The organism is Aeromonas sp. s6 (genome assembly GCF_040907815.1).
Classification (GTDB): domain Bacteria; phylum Pseudomonadota; class Gammaproteobacteria; order Enterobacterales; family Aeromonadaceae; genus Aeromonas; species Aeromonas caviae.
In genome coordinates, this window is sequence record NZ_JBFOCN010000026.1 from 1 (window position 1) to 3,521 (window position 3,521).

The following is a 3,521-nucleotide window of genomic DNA, read 5'->3' on the forward strand; positions in this document are numbered from 1 at the left end:
TCTGAAATTGATACCGAAGGAAGTGCGCACTAAAGTAGCGTAAACAAGACACCGGTTTGAGGCCGGTGTCAGGTGATAACTAGATCTGTACAGCTAGTGCGCTCTATTGGGCGGTCGGCAGATCTGATGTAGAGATTTTGCATCGCTGGATAAGGGCATCCCTCGTGATGCGGCACGGCACGGCACGTGTGATGTGAAACGGTCGTTCTGCGGTGGGTGTGTGGCAGAACAGGTGCCATTTTTATAAAACCATTGCGTAACAATAAGTTACTTTTACTTTGCCGTCACTCGCAGAATTTTTTGAGTTTTTTCTCAAAGCAGCGGAACTTCTGTAACGGACTGCTGACTAACTGGATAGTTGAGGAAGTGCTAGCTAGTCACCTTTATAACTCCCCGGTATTCGTACTGGGGATTTTTTTATCTGCATGAAAATTATGAATATTTTTTCTTTTTCCTACCATTGAAACTAAATTACATAAATTACTTTCACTTCCTGCTGCTTTGCTGTACAGTTGTCGGCGTAGGGTACAGAGGTAAGATGTTCTATCTTTCAGACCTTTTATTTCACGTAATTGAATGTGGCTGAATAGCAGCCCCGATGAGTCATCGTCGGGGCGTTTTTTTATGCGCAACATTTAGAGTAAATGCTTTAATTGTTGCCGTTCTTTGTTAGAATGAAGGCGTTTCTTGAGGAAAACCAATCGTCTTTGTTCTCGAGAACTCGCTTTTTCCCAAATTTTTGAACTCATTTCTTCAGGCCGGTTTGCAATGGCAAGACCGGCCTCATTTTTATCCCTACATTGCCCCATAGTGTAATTAAATTTCAGTTTCGTTTGTTACAGCCTTCAATTCTGATTTTTTACTCGATATCCATGAAAACGGTATCAGGTTGATGATTAGTTAATTCTTTTCGCGTCTAAACATGCTATCAGTATGATTTAAATATATTTTTTGAGGTTTTTCTTCAGAGGTGGCGAAGGCGGGGAGGGAGGGCTCGGAGATGGGGGGATCATGAAAGCCTTTCAATCAGCGGAGGTCCAACTCCGCCAATTGCAGCCAGGGAGAGGAGTCGTTTACTCCTCGTTCTGATTATCTTCGTCGTCTACCTGGGCGTTGTCTGCTTCGGACAGGTACCAGCCGCTCAGGGTCTGGGCCAGCTTCTCGACGCCGATATTGGTCAGAGAAGAGAATGCTTCAACCTGGATCTGCGGGCCCAGTTCTGCCACCGCCTGACGAACCTTGATCACCTGGTTGTTGCGGGGCCCCGGGCTTAACTTGTCCGCCTTGGTCAGCAACAGCATCACCGGTAGTTCACGGTGTGAACTCCATTCCAGCATGTTCATGTCGGTTTCCTTGAGCGGATGGCGGATGTCCATCAGGATCACCAGCCCTTTCAGGGACTCCCGTCGTTGCAGGTATTCAGCCAGTGACTTTTGCCACTTGAGCTTCATTTCCAGCGGAACCTGGGCATATCCATAGCCGGGCAAGTCGACCAGGCGTTTGCCCGGTTCCAGCTCAAACAGGTTGATCAGCTGAGTACGGCCAGGGGTCTTACTGGTACGCGCCAGGTTCTTGTGTTTGGTCAAGGTATTCAATGCAGACGATTTGCCAGCGTTGGAACGACCGGCAAACGCAATCTCGACACCCCCATCATTTGGCAGGTGGCGGATGTCGGGTGCGCTGGTCACAAAATGCACCTTATTGAAATTCAGAGTTTGTGTATCCAACGTAAATTCCCCATAGAGATAGAGGGTTATAGAGTTACTTTTTTGTGAAATAGTGTAAAATGGCGTCGCTTGAACGCGTTTATTTTAACATGCCTTCGGCGGCATGGGATCTGGAAGCCTAATAACGAGAAAGTTGGAACGCCATGAAGAACCTAGTCATTACACTTGCTCTGATGGTTGGCGTAACTGGGATGGCACAAGCCAAGGGCGATGCCGCTGCGGGACAAACCAAGGCTGCCGTCTGTGCGGCCTGTCATGGACCGGACGGCAACAGCCCAGTCGACATGTATCCCAAGATTGCTGGTCAGCACGCATCATATATCAAAAAACAATTAGTTGAACTGAAGGCTGCAGCTTCTGGCCAAACTGGTCGGGTTGCGCCCGTCATGGGACCCATGGCGTTGCCGTTGTCCGAGCAGGATATGGACGATCTTGCCGCCTATTTCTCCAGCCAGAAGGTGACGCCGGTTGCCGTGCCCGATGATGTGGTTGCCGCAGGCAAGGCGCTTTATATGGGGGGAGACATGGAGCGAGGCCTGGCCGCCTGTACCGCCTGTCATGGCCCACGGGGTTCCGGCGTCGAGCAAGCGAAGTACCCCAGCCTGTCAGGGCAGCATCCCTCCTATATCAAGGCCCAGCTCACCGCTTTTCGTTCGGCGACCCGCGACAACGATCCCAATGGCATGATGCGGGATGTGGCCAAGAAGCTGACGGATCAGGACATCGAGGCGCTCTCCAAGTATGTGGCGGGGCTTCACTGATATAGCCTGTTAGTTAGCTTGTTGAAAAGAACAGGGAACCATTGTGTTCCCTGTTTTTTTTGGCGCTGTCCCAATTACATGTTGAAAGGCTAACCTTGAAGTAGGTCATCACCCTGAGGGCCTCCATCATGGATACCCAAGCCTTTCAACATCTACTGTCTCTCTTTCCACAGCTCACCATGCGCCAGCGTCGCCTCGCGCAACATGAACTCACTACCCCTCACCCAATCACCTCGCTGGCCGCTCAACTCCCCGCTTGTCGATGTTGCCCTCACTGTCAGGCCGAGGCTACGCAGTTGGCTCCCTGGGGTTGGAGTCGAGGGCTGCGTCGTTATCGCTGCAAGCAGTGTCTACGCACCAGTTCCGTTCTCACCAAGACGCCTCTGGCTCGACTTCGCAAGGCACAATGCTGGGAAGACTACGCCCAGGCCCTCATCGACGGTCTGACCGTCCGACAGGCTGCCGTCCGCTGCGGAGTCTGTAAAAACACCGCCTTCTTGTGGCGTCACCGCTTCCTGAAAGCCATGGCGAGTCACCAGGCGGCACGGGAAGGGGGTATCGTCGAGGTTGATGAGACCTTCTTCTTGGAGTCGTTTAAAGGGCAACGTGGTTTGCCCCGCCCGGCCCGCCACCGTGGGGGCAAAGGCCGTACCCGAGGCACAGGGCCGGATTACATCCCGGTGATGGTGGTTCAGGACCGGGCTGGTCACCATGCGGATTTTCAGTTGGAGAAAATGAATGCCGAGACGGTGATAGCTGTTTTGACACCCCTTGTCTCGTCAGATGCGGTGTTGTGTAGCGACGGCGCCGGGGTGTATGCCAGTTTCAGCAAAGCGCAGGGAGTGACCCATCAGGTCGTGCGCAATCGCCAAGGCGAGCGTGTGGTTGGCGCGTACCATATCCAGCATGTAAACGGATATCACCGTCGGTTGAAAGAGTGGATGGAGCGGTTCCATGGGGTAGCGACCCACTATCTGAGAAATTATCTGGGTTGGCGAAGGATGTTGGAGCGCTACGGGCGGGAAGTGAATGT

General features: G+C 52.1%; 3 protein-coding genes. 2 read left to right on the forward strand and 1 reads right to left on the reverse strand.

The genetic code is table 11. The features are described 5' to 3' along the window. Positions 1–1,073: 1,073 nt before the first annotated feature. The gene (gene yihA, locus AB5Y50_RS02640) at positions 1,074–1,727 is read right to left on the reverse strand and encodes a ribosome biogenesis GTP-binding protein YihA/YsxC (protein WP_042015244.1); all 654 of its coding nucleotides are present in this window, start codon (positions 1,725–1,727) and stop codon (positions 1,074–1,076) included. Between the two features lie 143 nt (positions 1,728–1,870). Between yihA and AB5Y50_RS02645 the strand changes: the two genes are divergently transcribed. Continuing rightward, complete coding sequence (locus AB5Y50_RS02645) at positions 1,871–2,488, forward strand: cytochrome c (RefSeq protein ID WP_180911314.1); 618 nt, start codon at positions 1,871–1,873, stop codon at positions 2,486–2,488. Between the two features lie 128 nt (positions 2,489–2,616). Continuing rightward, positions 2,617–3,521 (forward strand): IS1595 family transposase (locus tag AB5Y50_RS02650; protein WP_210600941.1); only part of this gene is annotated, 905 nt, incomplete at its 3' end.